General features: G+C 52.6%; 23 protein-coding genes. 17 read left to right on the top strand and 6 right to left on the bottom strand.

Annotated elements, in window-relative coordinates:
* Nucleotides 1-24: 24 nt before the first annotated feature.
* The 4 genes from rbsC to kup form a co-directional block, all read right to left on the bottom strand.
* Nucleotides 25-990 (bottom strand): ribose ABC transporter permease, encoded by a 966-nt coding sequence (rbsC, locus tag ACOXYR_RS21630; protein ID WP_015966579.1) that lies wholly within the window; start codon nucleotides 988-990, stop codon nucleotides 25-27.
* Nucleotides 991-995: 5 nt separating this feature from the next.
* Entirely contained in the window at nucleotides 996-2,501 is a 1,506-nt protein-coding gene (gene rbsA, locus ACOXYR_RS21625) for a ribose ABC transporter ATP-binding protein RbsA (protein WP_108476234.1), read from the bottom strand.
* A 7-nt stretch (nucleotides 2,502-2,508) separates the two neighbouring features.
* On the bottom strand, nucleotides 2,509-2,928 hold the full coding sequence (gene rbsD, locus ACOXYR_RS21620; RefSeq protein ID WP_108476235.1) for a D-ribose pyranase: 420 nt from the start codon (nucleotides 2,926-2,928) through the stop codon (nucleotides 2,509-2,511).
* 182 nt (nucleotides 2,929-3,110) lie between these two features.
* Nucleotides 3,111-4,979, bottom strand: coding sequence for a low affinity potassium transporter Kup (gene kup, locus ACOXYR_RS21615; protein WP_108476236.1), 1,869 nt, complete (start codon nucleotides 4,977-4,979; stop codon nucleotides 3,111-3,113).
* Nucleotides 4,980-5,198: 219 nt separating this feature from the next.
* On the opposite strand from kup, the gene ravA reads away from it, so the two are divergent.
* Both ravA and viaA read left to right on the top strand, forming a co-directional pair.
* A complete protein-coding gene (gene ravA / locus ACOXYR_RS21610) occupies nucleotides 5,199-6,698 on the top strand; it encodes an ATPase RavA (protein ID WP_189624464.1) in 1,500 nt (499 codons plus the stop codon).
* Entirely contained in the window at nucleotides 6,692-8,143 is a 1,452-nt protein-coding gene (viaA, locus tag ACOXYR_RS21605) for an ATPase RavA stimulator ViaA (protein WP_421356478.1), read from the top strand. The genes ravA and viaA overlap by 7 nt, the downstream gene beginning before the upstream one ends.
* A 3-nt stretch (nucleotides 8,144-8,146) precedes the next feature.
* Here viaA and asnA read toward each other — a convergent pair whose 3' ends face one another.
* Nucleotides 8,147-9,139 (bottom strand): aspartate--ammonia ligase, encoded by a 993-nt coding sequence (asnA, locus tag ACOXYR_RS21600; protein ID WP_113859121.1) that lies wholly within the window; start codon nucleotides 9,137-9,139, stop codon nucleotides 8,147-8,149.
* 152 nt (nucleotides 9,140-9,291) lie between these two features.
* On the opposite strand from asnA, the gene asnC reads away from it, so the two are divergent.
* From asnC to ACOXYR_RS21530, 14 genes are all read left to right on the top strand, one after another.
* Nucleotides 9,292-9,750: a transcriptional regulator AsnC gene (gene asnC / locus ACOXYR_RS21595; protein ID WP_015966586.1), complete on the top strand. Its 459-nt coding sequence runs from the start codon at nucleotides 9,292-9,294 to the stop codon at nucleotides 9,748-9,750.
* Between the two features lie 88 nt (nucleotides 9,751-9,838).
* On the top strand, nucleotides 9,839-10,288 hold the full coding sequence (gene mioC / locus ACOXYR_RS21590; protein ID WP_113859120.1) for an FMN-binding protein MioC: 450 nt from the start codon (nucleotides 9,839-9,841) through the stop codon (nucleotides 10,286-10,288).
* 372 nt (nucleotides 10,289-10,660) lie between these two features.
* Nucleotides 10,661-12,550, top strand: coding sequence for a tRNA uridine-5-carboxymethylaminomethyl(34) synthesis enzyme MnmG (mnmG, locus tag ACOXYR_RS21585; RefSeq protein WP_108476241.1), 1,890 nt, complete (start codon nucleotides 10,661-10,663; stop codon nucleotides 12,548-12,550).
* A gap of 102 nt (nucleotides 12,551-12,652) precedes the next feature.
* Nucleotides 12,653-13,276, top strand: a complete 624-nt coding sequence (rsmG, locus tag ACOXYR_RS21580) for a 16S rRNA (guanine(527)-N(7))-methyltransferase RsmG (protein WP_108476242.1) — start codon at nucleotides 12,653-12,655, stop codon at nucleotides 13,274-13,276.
* A 615-nt stretch (nucleotides 13,277-13,891) separates the two neighbouring features.
* Nucleotides 13,892-14,272: a F0F1 ATP synthase subunit I gene (gene atpI, locus ACOXYR_RS21575; RefSeq protein WP_015966590.1), complete on the top strand. Its 381-nt coding sequence runs from the start codon at nucleotides 13,892-13,894 to the stop codon at nucleotides 14,270-14,272.
* Nucleotides 14,273-14,280: 8 nt separating this feature from the next.
* Nucleotides 14,281-15,096 carry a F0F1 ATP synthase subunit A gene (atpB, locus tag ACOXYR_RS21570; protein WP_015966591.1) on the top strand — a complete coding sequence of 272 codons (816 nt, stop codon included), beginning with the start codon at nucleotides 14,281-14,283 and terminating at the stop codon, nucleotides 15,094-15,096.
* 46 nt (nucleotides 15,097-15,142) lie between these two features.
* On the top strand, nucleotides 15,143-15,382 hold the full coding sequence (gene atpE / locus ACOXYR_RS21565) for a F0F1 ATP synthase subunit C (protein ID WP_000429386.1): 240 nt from the start codon (nucleotides 15,143-15,145) through the stop codon (nucleotides 15,380-15,382).
* Nucleotides 15,383-15,443: 61 nt separating this feature from the next.
* The gene (atpF, locus tag ACOXYR_RS21560) at nucleotides 15,444-15,914 is read left to right on the top strand and encodes a F0F1 ATP synthase subunit B (protein WP_015966592.1); all 471 of its coding nucleotides are present in this window, start codon (nucleotides 15,444-15,446) and stop codon (nucleotides 15,912-15,914) included.
* A 14-nt stretch (nucleotides 15,915-15,928) separates the two neighbouring features.
* Nucleotides 15,929-16,462 carry a F0F1 ATP synthase subunit delta gene (gene atpH / locus ACOXYR_RS21555; RefSeq protein ID WP_108476243.1) on the top strand — a complete coding sequence of 178 codons (534 nt, stop codon included), beginning with the start codon at nucleotides 15,929-15,931 and terminating at the stop codon, nucleotides 16,460-16,462.
* 12 nt (nucleotides 16,463-16,474) lie between these two features.
* Nucleotides 16,475-18,016: a F0F1 ATP synthase subunit alpha gene (gene atpA / locus ACOXYR_RS21550; RefSeq protein WP_015966594.1), complete on the top strand. Its 1,542-nt coding sequence runs from the start codon at nucleotides 16,475-16,477 to the stop codon at nucleotides 18,014-18,016.
* A 50-nt stretch (nucleotides 18,017-18,066) separates the two neighbouring features.
* Nucleotides 18,067-18,930, top strand: coding sequence for a F0F1 ATP synthase subunit gamma (gene atpG / locus ACOXYR_RS21545; protein WP_015966595.1), 864 nt, complete (start codon nucleotides 18,067-18,069; stop codon nucleotides 18,928-18,930).
* A 26-nt stretch (nucleotides 18,931-18,956) separates the two neighbouring features.
* On the top strand, nucleotides 18,957-20,339 hold the full coding sequence (atpD, locus tag ACOXYR_RS21540) for a F0F1 ATP synthase subunit beta (RefSeq protein WP_015966596.1): 1,383 nt from the start codon (nucleotides 18,957-18,959) through the stop codon (nucleotides 20,337-20,339).
* 20 nt (nucleotides 20,340-20,359) lie between these two features.
* On the top strand, nucleotides 20,360-20,779 hold the full coding sequence (locus ACOXYR_RS21535) for a F0F1 ATP synthase subunit epsilon (protein WP_015966597.1): 420 nt from the start codon (nucleotides 20,360-20,362) through the stop codon (nucleotides 20,777-20,779).
* 199 nt (nucleotides 20,780-20,978) lie between these two features.
* Entirely contained in the window at nucleotides 20,979-21,677 is a 699-nt protein-coding gene (locus ACOXYR_RS21530) for a Bax inhibitor-1/YccA family protein (RefSeq protein ID WP_421356479.1), read from the top strand.
* Between the two features lie 391 nt (nucleotides 21,678-22,068).
* Here the strand turns inward: ACOXYR_RS21530 and ACOXYR_RS21525 are convergent, their stop codons facing one another.
* Nucleotides 22,069-24,216 carry a right-handed parallel beta-helix repeat-containing protein gene (locus tag ACOXYR_RS21525; RefSeq protein WP_421356480.1) on the bottom strand — a complete coding sequence of 716 codons (2,148 nt, stop codon included), beginning with the start codon at nucleotides 24,214-24,216 and terminating at the stop codon, nucleotides 22,069-22,071.
* Nucleotides 24,217-24,561: 345 nt separating this feature from the next.
* On the opposite strand from ACOXYR_RS21525, the gene glmU reads away from it, so the two are divergent.
* Nucleotides 24,562-25,932 carry a bifunctional UDP-N-acetylglucosamine diphosphorylase/glucosamine-1-phosphate N-acetyltransferase GlmU gene (gene glmU / locus ACOXYR_RS21520; RefSeq protein WP_113859117.1) on the top strand — a complete coding sequence of 457 codons (1,371 nt, stop codon included), beginning with the start codon at nucleotides 24,562-24,564 and terminating at the stop codon, nucleotides 25,930-25,932.
* The last annotated feature ends 67 nt before the right edge of the window (nucleotides 25,933-25,999 follow it).

The raw sequence follows: 25,999 nt of genomic DNA, 5'->3' as shown, positions 1-25,999 counted from the left end.
TAAGATGTCCTGTAGAGTCGTGAGTTACTGCTTTTTGTTGTCTACCAGCACCGCCAGCAAAATCACCACTGCTTTAACGATCATCTGGTAATAGGAAGAAACGCCGAGCAAATTCAAACCATTATTCAGGAAACCGAGAATCAGTGCGCCGATCAGCGTCCCAACAATGCGACCTTTACCGCCCGCAAGGCTGGTGCCGCCCAACACAACCGCTGCGATAGCATCCAGCTCGTAGCCCGTGCCTGCTGTCGGCTGTGCAGAAGAGAGACGCGCCACTTCGATAACGCCCGCCAGCGACGCCAGCAAACCGCACAACGCGTAGACGATGATTTTGATTTTATTGACGCTGATCCCGGAAAGACGCGTTGCTGCTTCGTTACCGCCCAGCGCATAGATATAGCGACCAAGACGCGTATGGTGCAGCATGTACCAGGCCGCCAGGAAGACAATCGCCATGATCCACACCGGCGTCGGGATGCCCAGCGGGCGGCCAATCCCGAACCAGCCGAACAGATCGGCGTTATCCGTAAAGCCGGTATTCACCGGACTGCCGTTGGTGTACACCATGGTCACCCCGCGCAGCAGAAGCATCATCACCAGCGTGGCGATGAACGCCTGAACGCGGCCTTTCGCGACAATCACCCCGGTCACCGCGCCGATTGCGCCACCGAGCGCCAGCGCGGCAGCTACCGCCACCAGCGCATTGACTTCAAGGCCGACAATCGAGGCTGCGACAGCACCGGTTAACGCCAGCAGGGAGCCGACGGACAGGTCGATCCCGGAGGTTAAAATCACCAGCGTCATCCCCACCGCCATAATGGCGTTGACGGATGTCTGTTGCAGGATGTTGAACAGGTTATTGACGGTAAAAAAGTTGGGGCTCATGGTCGAGACGATGGCAATCAGCACCAGCAGCGCGATCAGCGATTTTTGCTCCATCAGCCATGCTTTGGTGAAATAACGGCGACCAGCGACAGCCTGGTTTGTCATCTTCTTTACTCCTGATTCACACGGTTAAGCTTGCCCACAGCGGCAGCCATTAATACTTCCTGGGTGGCCTGCTCGCGTGTAAATTCACCGCCGAGATGCCCTTCATGCATCACAATAATGCGATCGCTCATCCCCAGAACTTCCGGCATCTCGGAGGAGACCAGAATAATGCTCAGACCATCGGCCTTGAACTGGTTGATAAGCTGATAAATCTCTTTCTTCGCGCCAACATCTACGCCACGCGTAGGTTCGTCGAGGATCAGCACTTTCGGGCGCGTCATCAGGCCACGCGCGATAGCCACTTTCTGCTGATTGCCACCGGAGAGCAGGCCGATGGCCTGTTCCATTGATGGCGTTTTGACGTTAAACAGACGGATAAAATCGCTCACCGCCTGCTGTTCATCTTTATGCTTCAGGCTGCCGCCCGCGTGGCTGAAGTAGCGCAGCGCCGTCAGCGACATATTCTCTTTTACCGACATGCCGAGTACTAAACCGTCACGCTTGCGGTCTTCAGAGATATAGACGATGCCGTTCGCCAGACCATCCTGCGGTGAACGCGCCACCACTTCGTGGCCGTCGAGCGTGACATATCCACTGCTGCGCGGCAGCGCGCCGTACAGCACTTTCATCAACTCCGTGCGTCCGGCCCCCATCAGGCCCGCAACGCCAAGAATTTCACCTTTGCGCAGCGTGAAGGAGACATTTTCAACGCCCGAGCCACACAGGTTATCGACCTTCAGGCGGATCTCACCCGGCGCTTTATCAAGGCGCGGATATTGATCTTCGAGCTTACGGCCTACCATCATTTCGATCAGCGAATCTTCTGTTAGCGAGGAAACTTCCCGCTCGGCGATAAACTGCCCATCGCGGAATACGGTCACGTCATCGCAAATCTCGAAGATTTCTTTCATGCGGTGGGAGATATAGACAATGCCGCGCCCCTGCGATTTCAGCTCGCGAATGACGCGGAACAGGGATTCGGTTTCGGTATCAGTCAGCGCATCGGTCGGTTCATCCATCACGATGACTTTCGACTCAAAGCTCAGTACCTTGGCAATTTCCACCATCTGCTGGTCGCCGATGGAGAGCTCGCCCACCAGCCGGTCACTTTTAAAGCGCAGGTTGAGTTTTGCCAGCAGCACGTCTGCTTCGGCATACATCTTCTTCCAGTCGATTTTGCCAAAGCGATTCACAAACTCGCGGCCCAGGAAGATGTTTTCCGCAATGGTGAGCTGCGGGATCAGGTTCAGCTCCTGGTGGATAATGCCAATCCCGGCCTCCTGCGATGCTTTCGGCCCGCTGAAGGTCGTTTCTTTGCCCAACCATAACAACGAACCGGCATCGCGAGAGTAGATACCGGTCAGCACTTTCATCATCGTGGATTTACCGGCGCCGTTTTCGCCCACCAGCGCCATCACACGGCCCGCATAAACATTTAACGCCGCGCCAGAGAGGGCTTTCACGCCCGGGAAGGATTTATCGATACCTTTTAATTGCAGTAATGCGTCCATGTTGGCCTCAGAAGGTGACGCCAGCACAGAGAATAATGTTCGCATACGGGGAACACTCCCCGCTGCGAATCACCGCCTGACTGTCTGCGGTTTGTTTTTTAAACTGCTCATGGGTGGTGTAACGAATTTCTATGGTATTTCCCTGGTGTTGTTGCAGTTGCCCGATGAATTTGAGCAACGTTTCGTGGAGTTGCGGATTATGTTGTTTAATCTCCGAGGCGAGAATGGCGGCCTCAACCTGCATTTCACGGGTCACCACGTCCAGCACCTGCATAAAGGTGGGAACGCCCTGGGTTAATGCCATATCGATACGCGTTGTACTGCGTGGGATGGGTAAACCTGCATCACACACCACCAGCGTATCGGTATGCCCCAGGCGGGAGATAACCGATGAGATCTCAGAATTAAGTACCGTGCCTTTCTTCATTTTCTTGCTCCACTAGCGAAACGTTTCGCTGTTGTAAGTTTAATCTTAAGAGTGAGCAGAAAACCAACATGACGTAACAGAATTGTGATCGTCGTCGAAACGTTTCGCTCGCGATGTAAAAAGTGAAGAGTAGAAAGAGAAACGCCGGGAGGTGATAAACCTTCCCGGCGTTTTGACTGGCGTTAAATCTCGACCTGGGTACCCAGTTCGATTACCCGGTTCGGTGGGATTTCAAACTGATCCGGCGCGCGCAGGGCGTTTCGCTGCAGCAGCAGATAAAGCTTACCGCGCAGGCGCAAATACCACGGGCGTTTACCGACAATCAGCGATTCATGCGACATAAAGAACGAGGTTTCCATCATTCGACAGCTTAACCCTTCAAGGCCGCAACGGTGGAAGACCTCTTCCACATTCGGCGTTTCGCGCCAGCCATAGCTGGCAACCACCCGCCAGAAGGTCGGCGAAAGCTGTTCAATCTGCACACGACGCACGTTGTGGACGTAAGGCGCATCTTCCGTGCGCAGCGTCAGTAAGATCACACGCTCATGCAGCACCTTGTTGTGCTTGAGGTTGTGCATCATGGCAAATGGAATCACGTTCAGCGCGCGCGACATATATACCGCGGTGCCCGGAACGCGAACCGGCGGTGATTTCTCCAGCGAGGCGATCATCGCTTCCAGAGAGTTGCCGTGCTCATGCATACGACGCAGCAGACGGAAGCGCTCGCTTTTCCAGGTCGTCATCACGATAAACATCACCGTACCGAGGCTCAGCGGCAGCCAGCCGCCGGAGACGATTTTATCGAGGTTCGCCGAGAACAGCGGAATATCGATACACAGGAAGGCGACCAGAATGAACGCCACAAGGAACTTATTCCAGTGCCAGTTTTTACGCGCCACGGTGGTCGACAGAATCGAGGTCAGCACCATAGTGCCGGTCACCGCAATACCGTATGCCGCCGCCAGATTACTGGAGTGCTCGAAGTTGATAATCACAATCACCACGGAGAAATAGAGCAGCCAGTTGATGAACGGGATGTAAATCTGCCCGGACTCCATCTCGGAGGTGTGGATGATGCGCATCGGAGAGAGATACCCCAGACGCACCGCCTGGCGAGTCAGAGAGAAGACACCGGAAATAACCGCCTGCGAGGCGATAACCGTCGCCAGCGCCGCCAGAATCAGCAGCGGGATCAACGCCCATTCTGGCGCGAGCAGGAAGAACGGGTTCTTAATCGCTTCCGGATGCTTCAAAAGCAGCGCGCCCTGACCAAAGTAGTTCAGCGTCAAAGACGGCAGCACCACAGAGAACCAGGCTAAACGAATCGGGAATTTACCGAAGTGGCCCATATCCGCATACAGCGCTTCTACCCCGGTAATGGAGAGGACAACCGCCCCCAGCGCCACAAACGACACCATCTTATATTCAAGGAAGAAGTGTACCGCCCAAACTGGATTGAGCGCCTGAAGGACTTCCGGGTTTCCGATAATGCTACGCACGCCCAGCACCGCCAGAATCAGGAACCACGCCAGCATAATCGGGGCGAAGAGTTTGCCCACCATGCCGGTACCGTGCTTCTGAATCATAAACAGCAGCGTCAGCACCAGGATTGAGAGCGGCACTATCCAGCTATCAAGCTGCGGCGCGACAATTTCCAGGCCTTCAATGGCCGACATCACCGAAATCGCAGGCGTAATGACCACTTCCCCATAGAAGAAGCTGCCGCCAATCAATCCGATTATCACCAGGAACGAGGTGGTTTTAGCCGACGTGTTGCGTCCCGCCAAAGACATTAGCGTCAGGATCCCCCCCTCACCGGCGTTATCTGCGCGCATGACGAAGGTCAGGTACTTAATGGATACAACAAAGATCAGCAGCCAGAAGATTAATGACAGAAAGCCAAAAACCGCGTCACGTTCAACGCCAAAACCAAACTGCCCGGACAAACATTCTCGAAGAGTATAAAGAGGGCTGGTGCCGATATCGCCGTATACCACCCCAATGGCAGCGAGGGTTATCGCCGACAAAGATTGCTTCTTATCAGTGCTCATAGACTAGTCTTTCGTTTGTAAAACAAATGAGTGCCTGGTCCCTTGGCCCACGAAAAGCGCACAGTATGCACGATTAATCGCAAAATCGTACCCTTATGTGAATTCATATTAACCTGGCGCAAAGAAAATGAAGCGCTTCTTCAGCCTATTATCCTCGTCCATGAAACGTCTATACTCGCTCAGTTAGCCGTATGTTCGGCGAAAGGATGCAACTCAATTATGGCCCAATCACATTTATTAGCAGAAAGAATTTCGCGCCTGAGTAGCGCGCTTGAGAAAGGGCTGTATGAACGCAGTCACGCTATCCGCCTGTGCCTGCTGGCGGCGCTCAGCGGCGAGAGCGTGTTTTTGCTTGGCCCGCCAGGTATCGCCAAGAGCCTGATTGCGCGACGCATTAAGTTCGCGTTTCAACACGCGCGCGCCTTTGAATATCTGATGACCCGCTTCTCCACGCCGGAAGAAGTATTTGGCCCACTTTCCATCCAGGCGTTAAAAGATGAAGGGCGCTATGAGCGTCTGACCGCAGGCTATTTACCGGAAGCGGAAATTGTCTTTCTTGATGAGATCTGGAAAGCTGGCCCGGCGATACTGAACACCCTGCTGACCGCAATCAACGAACGCCATTTCCGCAACGGCGCGACGGTCGAGAAAATCCCGATGCGCCTGCTGGTGGCCGCATCGAACGAACTCCCTGAAGCAGAAAGCAGCCTTGAAGCGCTGTATGACCGCATGCTCATTCGCCTGTGGCTCGACAAAGTGCAGGAAAAAGGCAACTTCCGTTCCATGCTCGTAAACCAGCAGGATGAGAATGAAAACCCGGTAGCACCAGGCCTTCAGGTTACCGATGAAGAGTTCTTCCAGTGGCAAAAAGACATAGGCCAGGTCAAACTGACGGATGCCGTTTTTGAACTGATCTTCACCCTGCGCCAGCAGCTTGATACGCTGCCAAATGCGCCCTACGTCTCCGACCGTCGCTGGAAGAAAGCGATTCGCCTGTTGCAGGCCTGCGCATTCTTCAGTGGGCGCGACGCCATTGCGCCTATCGATCTTATTTTGCTTAAAGAGTGCCTGTGGCATGACGCGCAAAGCCGCAATTTAATGCAACAGCAGCTTGAAATATTGATGACCGGACACGCCTGGCAACAGCAATCCATGCTGAATCGCCTGAGCGCCATTACTCAGCATCGTTTGCAGCTTCAGCAGCAGGAAAGTGACAAAACCGCGCTCAAAGTGAACCGACTGGGTGGTATGTTCAGCCGTAAACCGCACTATGAGCTTCCACCTGAAGTACAAAGCCCGACGGTCACGTTACTGCTGCAAAAACCGCTGAAATTGCACGATATCGACGTTATTCACATCACCTTCGAGCGTCAGGTGCTGGCGCACTGGCTGGAGAAAGGCGGCGAAATCCGCGGTAAACTCAATGGCATAGGTTTTGCGCAGACGCTGAATATGGAAGTGGATAACGCGCAGCATCTGGTCGTGCGTGATATCAGTTTGCAGGGCTCACGCCTGGCGTTGCCGGGAACAGAAAGCCAACAGAACATGCCTGCCGAAATCAAACAGCAGCTCGACGAACTGGCGGAAGAGTGGCATCGACAGCATCTCAGTTTTAACGATCAGCAAAAATGCCTGTTCATTCATAGCGACTGGCTGGCACAGATCGAAGCCAGCCTGCAGGATGTCGCGGCGCAGATCAAACAGGCCCAGCAATGCTGACGATCGATACGCTCAATGTGATGCTGGCGGTCAGCGAAGAGGGATTGATCGAAGAGACGATCATCGCCCTGCTGGCGTCACCACAGCTATCGGCATTCTTTAAGAAATTCCCGCGCCTGAAAAGCGCCATTACGGAAGACCTGCCCCGCTGGCGTGAAAACCTGAAAAGCACGCTTAAAGGCACGCATGTGCCGCCAGAGCTGGAAGAAGAAGTGCTCTGTTATCAGCAATGTCAGACCTTCTCCACACAGCAAATCAATGCGCAGCTGCCGCAGATCCTGGCGTTGCTGAGAAAGGTGCGCTCACCCTACGCCGAGCAGGCGCAGCAACTGGCGACGCATAATCCCACCTTTACCCCGGCGCTGCATACGCTATTTCTGCAACGCTGGCGGCTGAGCCTGGTGGTACAGGCGACATCACTTAACCAGCAGTTACTGGAAGGCGAACGGGAACAGTTGCTGAGCGAAGTTCAGGAGCGCATGACCTTAAGCGGCCAGCTGGAGCCAGTGCTGGTGGAGAACGAAAACGCCGCCGGTCGCCTGTGGGATATGAGCGCCGGGCAGCTAAAGCGCGGTGATTATCAGTTGATCGTGAAATATGGCGATTTCCTCAGTCAGCAGCCGGAACTGATGCAACTGGCCGATCAACTGGGGCGATCGCGCGAAGCAAAATCGGTGCCCAAAAAAGATGCGCCGATGGAAACCTTCCGCACGCTGGTGCGCGAACCGTCGACGGTGCCAGAGCAGGTCGACGGCATTCAACAGAGCGATGACATTCTGCGTCTGTTGCCGCCGGAACTCGCTACGCTCGGCATTACCGAGCTGGAGTATGAGTTTTACCGGCGGCTGGTGGAGAAACAGCTTCTCACCTACCGACTGCACGGAGACGCGTGGCATGAGAAAATCACCGAACGCCCGGTGGTACATCAGGATGTAGACGAACAACCACGCGGGCCGTTTATCGTCTGCGTAGATACCTCAGGCTCAATGGGCGGCTTTAACGAGCAGTGCGCGAAAGCCTTTTGTCTTGCGATGATGCGTGTGGCGCTGGCGGATAACCGCCGCTGCTTCATTATGTTGTTTTCCAGCGAAGTGGTGCGCTACGAACTGACCGGCCCGCAGGGGATCGAACAGGCAATCCGTTTCCTGAGCCAGCGTTTTCGCGGCGGCACTGATATGGCGAGTTGTTTTCGCGCCATCGTCGAACGACTGGAAAATCCGGCCTGGCAGGATGCCGATGCGGTGGTGATTTCAGACTTTATTGCCCAGCGGCTGCCGGATGAGGTGGTGAATAAGGTAGGGGAGTTACAGCGAAAACATCAGCACCGTTTTCACGCGGTGGCGATGTCTGCGCATGGCAAACCCGGCATCATGCGCATCTTTGACCACATCTGGCGCTTTGATACCGGGTTGCGTAGCCGCCTGCTCAGACGCTGGCGGCGGTAAATCTTACAGCAGGGAAGAGACGCCTTCACGAACCTGCGCTGGCCATACGCCGCACTGAACCTGCCCAATGTGGGAGAGTTGCAGCAGCAGCATGGTCAGGCGTGACTGACCAATCCCGCCACCGATGGTCTGCGGCATTTCACCGCGCAGCAGCGCCTGGTGCCACTCCAGTTGCAGACGCTCTTCGTCGCCGGTCAACTGTAACTGGTGTTGCAGCGCTTTTGCATCAACGCGGATCCCCATAGAAGAGAGCTCGAACGCATCTTCCAGAATGGGGTTCCACACCAGGATATCGCCGTTCAGGCCCGCCAGACCGGATTCCACCTGCGTGCTCCAGTCATCATAATCCGGCGCACGGACGTCGTGGCGCTGCCCATCAGAGAGCTTACCACCGATCCCAATCAGGAAGACGGCACCCAGTTCTTTGGCAATCGCACGTTCACGACCTTTCGCGTCGAGATCCGGATAACGGCTTAACAGTGTCTGGCTGTGCACAAAGTGGATCTGTTCTGGCAGGAACGGTGCCAGGCCAAACTCTTTGCTTACTGCCGCTTCCGTTTCTTTAATTCCAGCCCAAATCGCCTTCACGGTACTTTCCAGGGTACCGAGATGGCGCTCGCCATCTCCCATCACACGTTCCCAGTCCCACTGGTCAACGTAAACGGAGTGGATTGGCGAAAGGCGGTCTTCATCGGGGCGAAGGGCTTTCATGTGCGTGTAGAGCCCTTCGCCCGCGCTGAAGTCGTGCTGCCCCAGGGTTTGACGTTTCCACTTAGCCAGAGAGTGCACCACTTCAAACTGGGCCTCTGGCAGCGCTTTCACTTTTACCTGTACCGCTTTTTCGCAACCAGAAAGGTTGTCCTGCGTCCCGTCCCCTACGCGGCTCAGCAGCGGTGCCTGGACTTCAATCAGGCCCAACTTTTCTTCTAGCTGACGTGAGAAAAAGGATTTTACGAAACTAATCTGGCGTTGTTTTGCGATGTAAGCGGTTTTCATTTTTTATTACTCCTGCGTCCTGTTGGTTATGATTAAGCAACAGAATGAGGGTCATATTCAATAATCAACAGATAAAAAGGCGAGTTCACTTTTGATTCGTTAAAAACAGGCGCTAAAATAGAAAGAATCATCATTCTTCATAAGAAAAAGCTATGGAAAATTATCAGATCGACAATCTGGACCGCGGCATCCTTGACGCCTTAATGGCGAATGCGCGTACCGCCTATGCGGAATTAGCCAAACAGTTCGGCGTCAGCCCTGGCACCATTCACGTTCGCGTCGAAAAAATGAAGCAAGCGGGCATAATCACCGGCGCGCGGGTTGACGTCAGCCCAAAACAGCTTGGATACGACGTCGGGTGCTTTATCGGCATTATATTGAAGAGCGCGAAAGACTATCCGTCCGCACTGGCGCGGCTGGAAAGCCTGGATGAAGTTACCGAGGCGTACTACACCACCGGGCATTACAGCATCTTTATTAAAGTGATGTGCCGTTCGATCGACGCGTTGCAGCACGTACTTATCAACAAGATCCAAACAATTGATGAAATTCAGTCCACCGAAACACTGATCGTCCTGCAGAACCCGATCATGCGTACCATCAAGCCGTGATCGGCTTTTTTAATCCCGCACTTTTCCACAGGTAGATCCCAGACGGTTCACAGCGTACAATACGCCACTCTTAATAAAGGTGGCGGTTATGGCAGATATCACACTCATCAGCGGAAGCACACTTGGCAGCGCCGAGTATGTGGCGGAACATCTGGCTGAAAAGCTGGAAGACGCAGGTTTTTCGACCCAAACGCTGCATGGTCCTTTATTAGAGGATCTCTCTGCGTCGGGTATCTGGCTGATTATCAGCTCTACGCACGGTGCCGGTGACATTCCCGACAACCTGCAGCCCTTTTATAACGATCTTCGGGAACAGAAACCCGACCTTTCACAGGTACGCTTCGGTTCAATCGGCATTGGCAGCCGTGAATACGACACCTTCTGCGGTGCTATCGATAAATTAGACACCGAATTGACCGCCTGCGGTGCGAAACAGGTCGGTGAAACGCTCAAGATTAATGTCCTTGAACATGACATTCCTGAAGATCCCGCGGAAATTTGGGTCGGATCCTGGGCAGATCGGCTCAGAGATTTGTAAAGATCCAACTTTATTCTGTGGATAAACCTGGTCAAAACCTTGGATCAACCGGTAGTTATCCAAAGAACAACGGCTGGTTAGTTTTTGAGTTGTGTATAACTCCCCGTTTTGATCCCAGCTTATACGGAACAGGATCACCGATCATTCACAGATAGTGATCCTTCTTAAGCTTTTGATCTTAAATACAGGATCGCACTTATCCACAGAGACTGGCGATCCTAATAAGAGATCACAATAGAACAGATCTCTAAATAAAAAGATCTTCTTTTAAATAGCAAAGATCCAGACGCTTTCTCGATCGACTAAAGTTGAGTAGAATCCACGCCCGGACTTCAATCCATCATCAAACCGCGTAATGCGAGGCAGACCACCATGTTTTATCAGGATCCTTTTGACGTCATCATCATTGGCGGGGGTCATGCAGGCACTGAGGCCGCGATGGCCGCAGCGCGAATGGGTCAGCAGACCCTGCTTTTGACACACAATATCGACACTCTGGGGCAAATGAGCTGCAACCCGGCGATTGGCGGCATTGGGAAAGGACACCTGGTAAAAGAAGTGGATGCACTGGGCGGCCTGATGGCCACCGCGATCGACCATGCAGGCATCCAGTTTAGGATACTAAACGCGAGCAAAGGGCCGGCGGTACGCGCTACCCGAGCTCAGGCAGACCGCGTGCTCTATCGCCAGGCCGTACGTACCGCGCTGGAGAACCAACCGAACCTGATGATCTTCCAGCAGGCGGTTGAAGATCTGATTGTGGAAAACGATCGCGTGGTCGGCGCAGTTACCCAGATGGGGCTGAAATTCCGTGCCAAAGCGGTTGTGCTGACTGTCGGGACTTTCCTCGACGGCAAAATTCATATCGGGCTGGATAACTACAGCGGTGGCCGTGCCGGCGATCCGCCATCCATTCCGCTCTCGCGTCGCCTGCGTGAACTGCCGCTGCGCGTGAGCCGTCTGAAAACGGGCACCCCGCCGCGTATCGACGCGCGCACAATCGACTTCAGCGTGCTGGCACAACAGCATGGCGACAATCCAATGCCGGTCTTCTCGTTCCTCGGCGATGCGTCCCAGCATCCACGCCAGGTGCCGTGCTATGTCACGCACACTAACGAGAAAACCCACGACGTGATCCGCAATAACCTCGATCGCAGCCCAATGTATGCGGGCGTGATTGAAGGTATTGGCCCACGTTACTGCCCGTCTATCGAAGACAAAGTCATGCGCTTCGCCGACCGAAATCAGCACCAGATCTTCCTGGAGCCGGAAGGGCTGACCTCCAACGAAATTTACCCGAACGGTATCTCCACCAGCCTGCCGTTTGATGTGCAGATGCAAATCGTCCGCTCAATGCAGGGGATGGAAAATGCGAAGATCGTTCGTCCGGGTTATGCCATTGAATATGACTTCTTCGATCCGCGTGACCTGAAACCGACGCTGGAAAGCAAATTTATCCACGGTCTGTTCTTTGCCGGCCAGATCAACGGCACCACCGGTTACGAAGAAGCCGCCGCACAGGGTCTGCTTGCCGGTCTGAACGCCGCCCGTTTTTCTGCGGAGAAAGAGGGCTGGGCGCCGCGTCGCGATCAAGCCTACCTTGGCGTACTGGTTGACGATCTCTGCACGCTGGGTACCAAAGAACCGTACCGTATGTTCACTTCTCGCGCGGAATATCGCCTGATGCTTCGCGAAGACAATGCCGATCTGCGTCTGACCGAAGCTGGCCGTGAACTGGGTCTGGTGGATGACGTGCGTTGGGCGCGCTTCAACGAGAAGCTGGAGAACATTGAGCGTGAACGGCAGCGTCTGAAAACGACCTGGGTTGCACCATCCTCTGAGTCTGCAGGCGAAGTGAATACTCACCTGAGTGCGCCTCTGTCACGTGAAGCCAGCGGCGAAGATCTCCTCCGTCGCCCGGAAATGACCTACGAACAGTTAACTGCATTGACACCATTCGCGCCAGCGCTGGACGATGCTCAGGCCGCTGAACAGGTTGAGATTCAGGTGAAATACGAAGGTTACATCGCGCGTCAGCAGGATGAGATTGAAAAACAGCAGCGTAACGAAAATACGCTGTTGCCTGCGACGCTCGATTACCGTCAGGTTAACGGTCTTTCCAACGAAGTGATCGCCAAACTGAACGACCATAAACCGGTTTCAATTGGTCAGGCGTCACGAATTTCCGGGATTACCCCTGCCGCCATCTCAATTTTGCTGGTTTGGCTGAAAAAACAAGGTATGCTGCGCCGCAGCGCGTAATAACGGTTTTGGGCGACGGCGTTTTGCTTGCCGCCCTACAAATTCGTCAGCCGGATAAGGTTAAGCCAACATCCGGCAAATTATCCCCAACAGGTATCTTTCGTGATTAACAAACTCTCTCGTCTGCTGGATGAAGCAGGTATTTCGCTCACCGATCACCAGAAAAGTCAGCTGGTGGCCTATGTCGATATGCTGAACAAATGGAACAAAGCGTACAACCTGACGTCCGTACGCGATCCTAACGAGATGTTAATTCGACATATTCTGGACAGCATCGTGGTTGCGCCGCATTTGCATGGTCAACGTTTTATCGATGTCGGAACGGGCCCGGGGTTGCCAGGCGTCCCACTCTCTATCGTTCGCCCTGAATCGCATTTCACATTGCTCGACAGCCTGGGTAAGCGCATACGTTTCCTGCGCCAGGTGCAGCATGAGCTGAAGCTTGAGAACATCACGCCGGTGCAAAGCCGTGTGGAAGAATTCCCTGCGGAGCCCCCGTTTGATGGCGTCATCAGCCGTGCGTTTGCGTCACTGACAGACATGGTGAGCTGGTGTAAGCACTTACCAGCGGAGAATGGCCGCTTCTACGCCCTGAAAGGGCAGAGGCCAGATGATGAGATCAGTCAGTTACCGACTGAATTTTCCGTAGAAAACATTGTTGAACTGCGCGTTCCACACCTCGAAGGCGAACGCCATCTGGTGACAATTAGAGCAAACAAAAGTTAACTTTTATCAAAAAATGTCGGAAAAAACTGACCCTGATTTTGTTAAAAAGAAGCGACAAAAGCGGTGGAACATTCAGTTACATTTAACGACATTTTAACTGCGGGATATCTGAAATTTAACGTGGCTCTTTTTGTTAACCAATAAAATAGTCAACGTGGAAAATATCAGGGTCCTAGCAGTCGATTTGCTGAATGAAACGCTGATGTTAATTTATTATTATAAATGTCAATAAGCTGTTTTTAAGGTGTGTGTGTCATTTTTGAAAAGAGTTGTCTCTAATTGCCTTTAAGATCAAAACGCTGGCAAGTTATGAATTGAGGCTAATCTTATGAGTGCATCATCAAAAATGTTTATTATGTGATCTAGTGCACGCTTTATAGTCAGTGTTTTCGCGGTATTTGCACTTTTGTTCGATCGTTCACACTTTCACAAAAATCGCGAAAATAGAGGTGAGGAAAAATATTTAAACATTTATTCACCTTTTTGCTACTTATTGTTTGAAATCACGAGGCGTCACCGTATAATTTGACCGCTTTTTGATGCTTGACTCTGAGCCTTAAAGAACGTTTTATACGACACGCGGCATACCTCAAAGGGAGCAGGAGTAATAACGTGATGTCATTGTCGCTCGTGAGTCGTAACGTTGCTCGTAAGCTTCTGTTCATTCAGCTCCTGGCAGTAATAGCAAGTGGACTGCTGTTCAGCCTCAAAGACCCCTTCTGGGGCATTTCCTCCGCGTGCGGAGGTATGGCAGTATTCCTGCCTAACATGTTGTTTATGATTTTTGCCTGGCGCCACCAGGTACATACACCGGCTAAGGGCCGAGTTGCCTGGACGTTCGCGTTTGGCGAAGCGTTCAAGGTGTTGGCGATGCTGGTGTTACTGATCGTGGCGTTGGCGGTTTTGAAGGCGGTGTTCTTACCGCTAATCGTGACATGGATTTTGGTGCTGGTGGTTCAGATACTGGCACCCGCTGTAATTAACAACAAAGGGTAAAAGGCATCATGGCTTCTGAAAATATGACGCCGCAGGATTACATAGGTCACCACCTGAATAACCTTCAGCTGGACCTGCGTACATTCTCGCTGGTAGATCCGCATAACCCCCCAGCCACCTTCTGGACGCTCAATATTGACTCCATGTTCTTCTCGGTGGTGCTGGGTCTGTTGTTCCTGCTTATGTTCCGTAGCGTTGCTAAACGAGCAACCAGCGGCGTACCAGGCAAATTTCAGACCGCGATTGAGCTGGTAATCGGCTTCGTTCATGGCAGTGTCAAAGACATGTACCATGGCAAAAGCAAGCTCATCGCTCCTCTGGCTCTGACGATTTTCGTCTGGGTCTTCCTGATGAACCTGATGGACCTTCTGCCTATCGACCTGCTGCCGTATATTGCTGAGCATATACTGGGCCTGCCGGCGCTGCGCGTGGTGCCGTCTGCGGATGTGAACATTACCCTGTCTATGGCACTGGGCGTGTTCATCCTGATTCTGTTCTACAGCATCAAAATGAAAGGCATCGGCGGCTTCACGAAAGAGTTGACGCTGCAGCCGTTCAATCACTGGGCTTTCATTCCTGTCAACTTAATCCTTGAAGGGGTCAGCCTGCTGTCCAAACCGGTTTCTCTCGGTCTGCGACTGTTCGGTAACATGTATGCCGGTGAGCTGATTTTCATTCTGATTGCTGGTCTGTTGCCGTGGTGGTCACAGTGGATTCTGAATGTGCCGTGGGCCATTTTCCACATCCTGATCATTACGCTGCAAGCCTTCATCTTCATGGTTCTGACGATCGTCTATCTGTCGATGGCGTCTGAAGAGCATTAATTTACCAACACTACTACGTTTTAACTGAAACAAACTGGAGACTGTCATGGAAAACCTGAATATGGATCTGCTGTACATGGCTGCCGCTGTGATGATGGGTCTGGCGGCAATCGGTGCTGCGATCGGTATCGGCATCCTCGGGGGCAAATTCCTGGAAGGCGCAGCGCGTCAACCGGATCTGATTCCACTGCTGCGTACTCAGTTCTTTATCGTTATGGGTCTGGTGGATGCTATCCCAATGATCGCTGTAGGTCTGGGTCTGTACGTGATGTTTGCTGTCGCGTAGTAAGCGTTGCTTGAATTAGAAAGCAATATCAGAACGTTAACTAGATAAGAGGCATTGTGCTGTGAATCTTAACGCAACAATCCTCGGCCAGGCCATCGCGTTTGTCCTGTTTGTTCTGTTCTGCATGAAGTACGTATGGCCGCCGTTAATGGCAGCCATCGAAAAACGTCAAAAAGAGATTGCTGACGGTCTTGCTTCTGCTGAACGAGCTAAAAAGGATTTGGACCTTGCACAGGCCAACGCGACCGACCAGCTGAAAAAAGCGAAAGCGGAAGCCCAGGTTATCATCGAGCAGGCGAACAAACGTCGCGCCCAGATCCTGGACGAAGTGAAAGCTGAAGCAGAACAGGAACGTACTAAAATCGTGGCGCAGGCTCAGGCGGAAATCGACGCTGAGCGTAAACGTGCTCGCGAAGAACTGCGTAAGCAAGTTGCTATCCTGGCTGTTGCTGGCGCCGAGAAGATCATCGAACGTTCCGTGGATGAAGCTGCTAACAGCGACATCGTGGACAAACTTGTCGCTGAACTGTAAGGAGGGAGGGGCTGATGTCTGAATTTGTTACTGTAGCTCGCCCCTACGCCAAAGCAGCTTTTGACTTTGCCGTCGAACACAACAGTGTAGAGCGCTGGCAGGACATGCTGGCGTTTACCGCTGAAGTGACGAAAAACGAACAAATGGCAGAGCTTCTGTCTGGCGCGATGGCGCCGGAAACGCTCGCTAAGTCGTTTATCGCCGTCTGTGGTGAGCAACTGGACGAAAACGGCCAGAACCTGATTAAGGTTATGGCTGAAAATGGTCGTCTGCGTGTGCTCCCGGATGTTCTTGAGCAGTTTATTCATTTACGTGCCGCCAGCGAGGCGGTTGCCGAAGTCGAAGTGACTTCAGCGACAGCACTGAGTGAAGAACAGCTTGCGAAAATCAGCACAGCGATGGAAAAACGTCTGTCACGCAAAGTGAAGCTGAATTGCAATATCGATAAGTCTGTAATGGCAGGCATTATCATCCGCTCGGGTGATATGGTCATTGATGGTAGCGTACGCGGCCGTCTTGAACGCCTTGCAGACGTCTTGCAGTCTTAAGGGGACTGGAGCATGCAACTGAATTCCACCGAAATCAGCGAACTGATCAAGCAGCGCATTGCTCAGTTCAGTGTTGTGAGTGAAGCTCACAACGAAGGTACTATTGTTTCTGTAAGCGACGGTGTTATCCGCATCCACGGCCTGGCCGATTGTATGCAGGGTGAAATGATTTCCCTGCCGGGTAACCGTTACGCTATCGCACTGAACCTGGAGCGCGACTCCGTTGGTGCAGTGGTTATGGGTCCGTATGCTGACCTTGCCGAAGGCATGAAAGTTAAGTGTACTGGTCGTATCCTGGAAGTTCCGGTTGGCCGTGGCCTGCTGGGTCGTGTGGTTAACACCCTGGGTGCGCCAATCGACGGTAAAGGTGCGCTGGATAACGACGGCTTCTCCGCTGTTGAAGCTATCGCGCCGGGCGTTATCGAACGTCAGTCCGTTGATCAGCCAGTACAGACTGGTTATAAGTCCGTTGATGCCATGATCCCAATCGGTCGTGGTCAGCGTGAACTGATCATCGGTGACCGTCAGACCGGTAAAACTGCGCTGGCAATCGATGCCATCATCAACCAGCGTGATTCCGGTATCAAATGTGTCTACGTGGCTATCGGCCAGAAAGCGTCCACCATTTCTAACGTGGTACGTAAGCTGGAAGAACACGGCGCGCTGGCTAACACCATCGTTGTTGTGGCAACCGCGTCTGAATCCGCTGCACTGCAATACCTGGCGCCGTATGCCGGTTGCGCAATGGGCGAATACTTCCGTGACCGTGGTGAAGATGCGCTGATCATTTATGATGACCTGTCTAAACAGGCTGTCGCATACCGTCAGATCTCCCTGCTGCTCCGTCGTCCGCCAGGACGTGAAGCATTCCCGGGCGACGTATTCTATCTCCACTCCCGTCTGCTGGAGCGTGCTGCGCGTGTTAACGCCGAATACGTTGAAGCCTTCACCAAAGGTGAAGTGAAAGGGAAAACCGGTTCTCTGACCGCTCTGCCGATTATCGAAACCCAGGCGGGTGACGTTTCTGCGTTCGTTCCGACCAACGTAATTTCCATTACCGATGGTCAGATCTTCCTGGAAACCAACCTGTTTAACGCCGGTATTCGTCCTGCGGTTAACCCGGGTATCTCCGTATCCCGTGTAGGTGGTGCAGCGCAGACCAAGATCATGAAAAAACTGTCCGGTGGTATCCGTACCGCACTGGCGCAGTATCGTGAACTGGCGGCGTTCTCTCAGTTTGCATCCGACCTTGACGATGCAACCCGTAAGCAGCTTGACCACGGTCAGAAAGTGACCGAACTGCTGAAACAGAAACAGTATGCGCCGATGTCTGTTGCGCAGCAGTCTCTGGTTCTGTTCGCAGCAGAACGTGGTTACCTGGCAGATGTTGAATTGTCGAAAATCGGTAGCTTCGAAGCCGCTCTGCTGGCTTACGTCGACCGTGATCACGCTCCACTGATGCAAGAGATCAACCAGTCCGGTGGCTATAACGACGAAATCGAAGGCAAGCTGAAAGGCATCCTCGATTCCTTCAAAGCAACCCAATCCTGGTAACGTCTGGTGGCCTGCCTTAAGGCAGGCCGCAAGGCATTGAGGAGAAGCTCATGGCCGGCGCAAAAGAGATACGTAGTAAGATCGCAAGCGTCCAGAACACGCAGAAGATCACTAAAGCGATGGAAATGGTCGCCGCTTCCAAAATGCGTAAATCGCAGGAACGTATGGCGGCCAGCCGTCCTTATGCAGAAACCATGCGCAAAGTGATTGGTCACCTTGCAAACGGTAATCTGGAATATAAGCACCCGTACCTGGAAGAACGCGACGTTAAACGCGTGGGCTACCTGGTGGTGTCGACAGACCGTGGTCTGTGTGGTGGCTTGAACATTAACCTGTTCAAAAAAATTCTGGCGGAAATGAAAGGTTGGTCTGATAAAGGCGTTCAGTGCGATATCGCAATGATCGGCTCTAAAGGCGTCTCTTTCTTCAATTCCGTTGGCGGCAACATCGTCGCGCAGGTCACTGGCATGGGGGATAACCCTTCCCTGTCCGAACTGATCGGCCCGGTAAAAGTGATGTTGCAGGCTTACGATGAAGGCCGTCTGGACAAGCTTTATATTGTAAACAACAAATTTATCAACACCATGTCTCAGGTTCCTACCATCACTCAGCTGCTGCCGCTGCCTGCGTCAGAAGATGAGGATCTGAAGCGTAAATCCTGGGATTACCTGTATGAACCCGATCCGAAAGCGCTGCTGGATACTCTCCTGCGCCGCTACGTAGAGTCTCAGGTTTATCAAGGTGTTGTAGAAAACCTGGCCAGCGAGCAGGCCGCACGTATGGTGGCGATGAAAGCCGCGACCGACAATGGCGGCAGCCTGATCAAAGAGCTGCAGTTGGTATACAACAAAGCTCGTCAGGCCAGCATTACTCAGGAACTCACCGAGATTGTCGGTGGTGCATCCGCGGTATAACCAGGTTAATTCGTAGAGGATTCAAGATGGCTACTGGAAAAATTGTCCAGGTAATCGGCGCCGTAGTTGACGTCGAATTCCCTCAGGATGCCGTACCGCGCGTGTACGAAGCTCTTGAGGTACAGAATGGTAATGAAGTGCTGGTGCTGGAAGTTCAGCAGCAGCTCGGCGGCGGTATCGTGCGTACCATCGCAATGGGTTCTTCTGACGGCCTGCGCCGTGGTCTGGATGTAAAAGACCTCGAGCACCCGATCGAAGTCCCGGTAGGTAAAGCAACACTGGGTCGTATCATGAACGTACTGGGTCAACCGGTCGACATGAAAGGCGACATCGGTGAAGAAGAGCGTTGGGCTATCCACCGCGCAGCACCGTCCTATGAAGAGCTGTCAAACTCTCAGGAACTGCTGGAAACCGGTATCAAAGTAATCGACCTGATGTGTCCGTTCGCTAAGGGCGGTAAAGTCGGTCTGTTCGGTGGTGCGGGTGTAGGTAAAACTGTAAACATGATGGAGCTCATTCGTAACATCGCGATCGAGCACTCCGGTTACTCTGTGTTTGCGGGCGTAGGTGAACGTACTCGTGAGGGTAACGACTTCTACCACGAAATGACCGAATCCAACGTTATCGATAAAGTATCCCTGGTGTATGGCCAGATGAACGAGCCGCCGGGAAACCGTCTGCGCGTTGCACTGACCGGCCTGACCATGGCTGAGAAATTCCGTGACGAAGGCCGTGACGTACTGCTGTTCGTCGATAACATCTATCGTTATACCCTGGCCGGTACGGAAGTATCCGCACTGCTGGGTCGTATGCCTTCAGCGGTAGGTTATCAGCCGACTCTGGCGGAAGAGATGGGTGTTCTTCAGGAACGTATCACCTCCACCAAAACCGGTTCTATCACCTCCGTACAGGCGGTATACGTACCTGCGGATGACTTGACTGACCCATCCCCAGCAACCACCTTTGCGCACTTAGACGCAACCGTGGTACTGAGCCGTCAGATCGCGTCTCTGGGTATCTACCCGGCCGTTGACCCGCTGGACTCCACCAGCCGTCAGCTGGATCCGCTGGTTGTTGGTCAGGAACACTATGACACTGCGCGTGGCGTTCAGTCCATCCTGCAGCGTTATCAGGAACTGAAAGACATCATCGCCATCCTGGGTATGGATGAACTGTCTGAAGAAGATAAACTGGTGGTAGCACGCGCACGTAAAATTCAGCGCTTCCTGTCCCAGCCGTTCTTCGTAGCGGAAGTATTCACCGGTTCTCCGGGTAAATACGTTTCCCTGAAAGACACCATCCGTGGCTTTAAAGGCATCATGGACGGCGAATACGATCACCTGCCAGAGCAGGCGTTCTACATGGTCGGTTCCATCGACGAAGCCGTGGAAAAAGCCAAAAAACTTTAACGCCTTAATCGGAGGGTGATATGGCAATGACTTACCACCTGGACGTCGTCAGCGCAGAGCAACAAATGTTCTCTGGTCTGGTCGAGAAAATCCAGGTAACGGGTAGCGAAGGTGAACTGGGTATTTACCCGGGTCACGCCCCGCTGCTCACCGCCATTAAGCCTGGTATGATCCGCATCGTGAAACAGCACGGTCATGAAGAGTTTATCTACCTGTCTGGCGGCATTCTTGAAGTGCAGCCAGGTAGTACGACCGTTCTGGCTGATACCGCCATTCGTGGCCAGGATCTCGACGAAGCGCGAGCCCTGGAAGCGAAACGCAAAGCGGAAGAGCACATCAAGAGCTCTCACGGCGACGTGGATTACGCTCAGGCGTCTGCGGAACTGGCCAAAGCGATCGCGCAGCTGCGCGTTATCGAGCTGACCAAAAAAGCGATGTAACACCGGCTTGAAAAGTCAAAAAGCCAGTCTGGTTTCCAGGCTGGCTTTTTTTATGATTTGTATCTGTCACATACAAAATATTTATTAATATTCAAAAAGTTAGCCAATACCCTTCACGCAGATTGTCTCTCAGTTGACGCAGTGCTATTTTGTCCATCATGTAACTATTACAGCTGTAACTATATGAGGGATCATTAGCATGTCATTTAAACCTTTATTTGAAGGCCCGCAATCTGCTCACCAGGCCGATCGCGCCACGTTTATACGCCAAACCTATATTCACCTTGCCATTTCAGTGCTGGGCTTTATTTTGCTGAGCGCGGTATTTATGAACCAGGGCGTGGGCGAGATGATGCTGGCAAAACTGGCGGCGGGCGGTCGCTACGGTTGGCTGGTTGTACTGGGCGCTTTTATGCTAGTGGGCATGCTGGCGACACGTCTCGCCGATAATGTAGAATCCGAAAATACCCAGCAGATTGGCCTTGGAATTTACGTACTCGCCGAAGCGTTAATCTTCGCGCCGTTGCTCACTGTTGCAAGATTCGTTAACCCGGACATCATCCCTGCCGCGGCGATTACCACAGTGCTGCTGGTATGCGGCCTGACGTTTACCGCGTTCACCACGCGTAAAGACTTTTCGTTTTTGCGTTCATTTTTAAATATGGCTGGCTTTATCGCCCTCGGCGCTATTGTAGCGAGCGTGATGCTCGGTTTTTCGCTCGGGATTTGGTTCAGTGCCGGGATGGTACTGTTATGTGCAGGGTTTATTCTCTATAACACTTCTAACATTATTCATCACTATCCAACCAATCGTCCTGCAGGCGCGGCGCTACACCTGTTTGCGTCCATCGCCACAATGTTCTGGTATGTGCTGCGTCTGTTTATGTCGCGTAACTGAGTTTGTGCGGTGAATCTTGCTTATGCAGGTTTTACCGCGCTGTTTTAATTTGCCTGAAACTGAAAAGCGGTTTTGATATTTTGTGATGAGCATCACAAAAATGTTGATCGATTAAAAAATGAAGCGTAGACTTATTTTTGTGAGTTGAGTCACAAAAAATATCTTTCTACAAAGGTGCTATCATGAAACTGATCAACAAAATCATCGCTCTTTTCAGCTCTATGAATGTCTCTTTCGGTACTATCAACCACTAAGGTTGGAAGTCTGAAAAACGTGTTTGCTGTGTTTCGTTTCGCGCTGTACCGCTAACTAAAACCACAACACATGCGGTGTGAACGAGAACCAAACGAAAAAGGTCGCCCGATGGCGACCTTTTTGTTTATGCACTGCCTTAGTTTTTAGTCAGGAAATCCCCGGTCTTAAAGCTGCCGTCCGCGTTGCGCTCCAGCGGCTGCGGCAGATCCAGCGAGAGATACTCGTTGCTGTTGACGCTTTTCCCATCAGTGATAAAGATGTTACTGGCATCCATATTCCCCACCACCGCATCATCATATTTTCCGGGCGTCGTACGCAGCGAAAGGTTGTCAGTGAAGATACCTTGCGTTGACGCATCGCCGTAGGGGCTCGGGCGGAAGATGAAGTTGAAACGCTGATTGTCGACGGCAACGTTGTTCACCACCACCAGCTTGCCCGGGTTAAAGTTATCGGTGAAACCATCAAGGTGGTTGCCAATCGCAATGCTGTTGCGGATCTCGTGTGCGACCGGCTGCCCTTCACCACCCAGTTTAAAGCCGTTACTGGTGTTATTACGGGCGATGGAATTTTCAATCACCACCACGCCGTTGGCACCATCTTCGATTTTGTTGAACAGATCGTAGCCGTCATCAATGTTGTCGTGTGAATAGCATCCCTCCAGCCGGTTGCCTTCCCCCACGCGCATCTTCACTGCAAAACCATCGGCATTGATCTTGCCAGGATCTTCATTGCTGAATGATTCCGAATTCACCACCCGGTTGTAGCTGGCCCACAGTGGGCGACCCAGTTTATCCGGCGAGGAGATCTGAATCCCGGTATCGTCGTTGTGATAGGCCACTACGTTCTCAATCAGATTATGGCTACCCTGAATACGCAAACTCTTATCGGTAATATCGATACCGTTGAGATGCCAGTAGTTCGCGTCCAGCAGCATACCGTGGATCACCGCTTTACCGCTGGTTGTCAGCGTTTTCGGCTTATCTTTCAGGCCGCTGGCGCTGAGCGGAATATCCGTTTTGGGATAGCTTCCTGCCGCGAGTATCATTTTTCCGCCAGGCGGCAGCAGACTAATGGCCGTATTGAGATCCAACGGCGAGGCTTGCGTACCTTTCCCCTCTGCTTTTCCGTCTGGCGCGACATACAACGTGTTGCCCGTGATTGTCGTGATGAGTTGTACGTCCATGCTCTGGGTTACCGGCTTGCCGTTTGTGGGCGTCCAGCTAATCTGAAAATTATTGTTCTCCTGAAGGTGAACAGGCAGGGTAAACATCTCGCCGGCCTTCACCGCTTTATCAAGCCCGATCACCACTTCGTTATGGCGCACGGTAAAGTTTCCGTCACCGTTGGCGCGCGCCTGTAGGGTGTAATCTTTGCTCAGGCTTTTATCAGCGGAAGCAATCTGCATCACCGGCGGCCAGTTTTTCGCCACAAAAGGTGCCGATGCTACGGTTTGCGCGGGAGAGGTGACAAGAGAAGCATCGCTGATGGTGATTTTCGCATTGCGTGAGGCAAAGAAGCCGACGTAATAATGTTGCTTATCCTGTACCGAAATAAGATCGGCGCGCGGTAGTTTTTCGCTGACCCATTCTTCGCTACCCGCAGGCGCCCAGGCGGTAATGAAACCGTCGTTGGTACGCTCAAGCTTGAGGCGGAAGGTCGGCGTCTTTTGCAGATCAACTTCTTCTTTATAGCTCACCTTATTTATCGCTGACCCGGCATTTCCCCAGGGTTGGGTGATGCCTTCGCGTGCGATAGCTTGTAGTTTCACGCGGTGAGCATCTTTTTTGTCCTGCGTCATGATGGCATTCATCACCATGTTGGCCGCAGCCGGGAACTCCTCGTAGCCCTCTTTCAGCGGCTCCTGGCGCGGAGTACCAATCACATCGCGCACGAGTAACCCCGCGCCCTCCTGCGCCGCCGGTTTGGCACCGTTTTCCGGGCCAAACTGATCGACGGTCACTGTGGCTTTCAGCACAAAGTTTTCATCTGTGGGAAGTTGGGTGTAGAAGAACGTCAGACCATCATGAGAGTTAGCAATCTTGCCGCCACGGCTTTCGATTGTTACCGGTTTGCTCAAATCCGCCGTGCTGTCAGGACTGAGCGTTTTCCCCGCGATGGTGACGTTGTTTACGCCAACCTTTTCCGGCAGAACGTTAGAAGAGAAATTAACATCGGTCGATTGCCCAAAGGCAATCGCTTTCCAGATTGGTGCATCTGCGGCCAGTGCCGGTAGGGTGATAACGGCGCTGCACAGGGTTAAAGCCAGAGGTAATTTGTTTTTCATATTATGTTCCTGAATGGTTTCCCGCTGCGATTATCATAAAAATGAAATACTGTTTCTTTTTTATGCGTCACAAAATCGCTCAAATAAAACGCTGTTTTATTTCTAATTAATCTTTATTCAGGAGGCAAAAGAAGAGACTAAGCAGGGGCATAGCGCGTAATTCGGCGTTCTGGCTAAACTTTTACAAGACAAAACGTTTTATGATGGTCGAAAATGGGCCTGGAAAGGCGCGTAACAACAGACGGTTGACCGTTTTAACAGCAGACCATTTCATGATGAAAAATATGTAGAAATTTCAAGGTGAAATGGGGTTTACTTCCTACTTAATTTACAGACAGGATGCATATGTCTAACAGTACAATGAGCGTCGTGATCCTTGCCGCTGGCAAAGGCACCCGCATGTATTCCGAACTTCCAAAAGTGCTGCACACCCTGGCAGGAAAGCCAATGGTGCAACACGTCATTGATGCTGCCAATAAATTAGGCGCAGCGCAGGTTCATCTGGTGTATGGCCACGGCGGCGAACTGCTCAAAAAGACGCTCACCGACGGCAATCTGAACTGGGTACTTCAGGCTGAGCAACTCGGTACGGGTCATGCCATGCAGCAGGCCGCGCCGTTCTTTGCTGATGATGAAGACATCATGATGCTGTATGGCGATGTGCCGCTGATCTCCGTCGAGACGCTGCAACGCCTGCGTGATGCGAAACCGCAGGGCGGCATTGGCCTGCTGACCGTCAAGCTCGACGATCCTACCGGCTATGGCCGCATCACCCGCGAAAACGGCAAAGTGACCGGCATTGTTGAGCATAAAGATGCCAGCGATGAACAGCGTCAGATTCAGGAAATTAACACCGGCATTCTGATTGCCAGCGGTGCGGATATGAAGCGTTGGCTGTCGAAGCTGAATAACAACAATGCGCAGGGTGAGTTCTATATCACTGACATTATCGCGATGGCGTACCAGGAAGGGCGTGAAATTGCCGCAGTGCATCCTGACCGCCTGAGCGAAGTAGAAGGCGTCAACAACCGCCTGCAACTCTCGCGCCTTGAACGCGTTTACCAGTCTGAGCAGGCTGAAAAACTGCTGCTGGCGGGCGTAATGCTGCGCGATCCGGCGCGTTTTGATCTCCGTGGCTCCCTGTCTCATGGGCGCGATGTGGAAATTGACGCTAACGTTATTCTGGAAGGCGACGTTACGCTGGGCAACCGCGTGAAAATTGGCGCGGGCTGCGTGATTAAAAACGCGGTGATTGGCGATGATTGTGAAATCAGCCCGTACAGTGTGGTGGAAGATGCGCGTCTTGACGCTGCCTGCACTATCGGCCCATTCGCCCGTCTGCGTCCTGGCGCGGAACTGCTGGAAGGCGCGCACGTCGGTAACTTCGTTGAAATGAAAAAAGCGCGTCTGGGTAAAGGCTCGAAAGCCGGTCATCTGACCTACCTGGGCGATGCGGAAATTGGCGACAACGTGAATATCGGCGCAGGCACCATCACCTGTAACTACGATGGTGCGAACAAATTCAAAACTATCATCGGGAATGATGTGTTTGTGGGTTCCGACACACAGCTGGTGGCGCCGGTGACCGTGGGTAATGGTGTCACTATCGCCGCCGGTACCACTGTCACGCGCAATGTTGCTGATAACGAACTGGTTTTAAGCCGTGTACCGCAAGTCCATAAACAGGGCTGGCAGCGTCCGGTGAAGAAGAAGTAAATTTCGTGGCGGGATAACCCCGCCCCAAAAGGTATTTATCCAATTTGTAGGCCTGATAAGGCGAAGC

The sequence above is a fragment of the Pseudocitrobacter faecalis genome (assembly GCF_965231525.1).
GTDB classification, from domain to species: domain Bacteria; phylum Pseudomonadota; class Gammaproteobacteria; order Enterobacterales; family Enterobacteriaceae; genus Pseudocitrobacter; species Pseudocitrobacter faecalis.
The sequence above is the reverse complement of the archived record's forward strand: the minus strand, read 5'-3'. Positions and strand labels throughout refer to the sequence as shown.